This is a genomic window from Shewanella sp. S1-49-MNA-CIBAN-0167 (assembly GCF_040310145.1).
GTDB lineage: Bacteria > Pseudomonadota > Gammaproteobacteria > Enterobacterales > Shewanellaceae > Shewanella > Shewanella psychromarinicola.
Genome location: NZ_JBEOPO010000161.1, coordinates 1 through 318, shown reverse-complemented (window position 1 = coordinate 318; position 318 = coordinate 1). Strand labels below are relative to the sequence as shown.

Genomic DNA, 318 nt, shown 5'->3' with positions numbered 1-318 from the left:
CGTTAAACTGAGTGTTTTGAATTAATTTACGTTAAGACATTGATTAAGTTCTCACAAATGCATAATCTTATTCATATTAGAAATATCTATTTTTAAGCATTCGCCGTAATAATGGAGCGTTATGGATATAGGACCGCATATCAATAAATTCATAGAAGATACAGACCAACATGATTTTCGTGAATCGAGTATCGAGCGATACAGTACAATACTCGATATGGTATTGCAGGGCCTACCATTAGGCGAAATGCTTCATGCCTTAGTATTATTGATAGAAGCACAAAAAATTGGTACTCGTGCATCAGTGCTTTTATTGAG

At 34.3% G+C, this 318-nt stretch carries 1 protein-coding gene; it reads left to right on the top strand.

Going from position 1 to position 318, the window contains the following annotated elements; all coding sequences use genetic code 11:
* Positions 1-121: 121 nt before the first annotated feature.
* Positions 122-318, top strand: a 197-nt coding sequence (locus tag AAEZ00_RS20810) for a hypothetical protein (RefSeq protein WP_351089781.1), incomplete at its 3' end; no start/stop codon positions are given.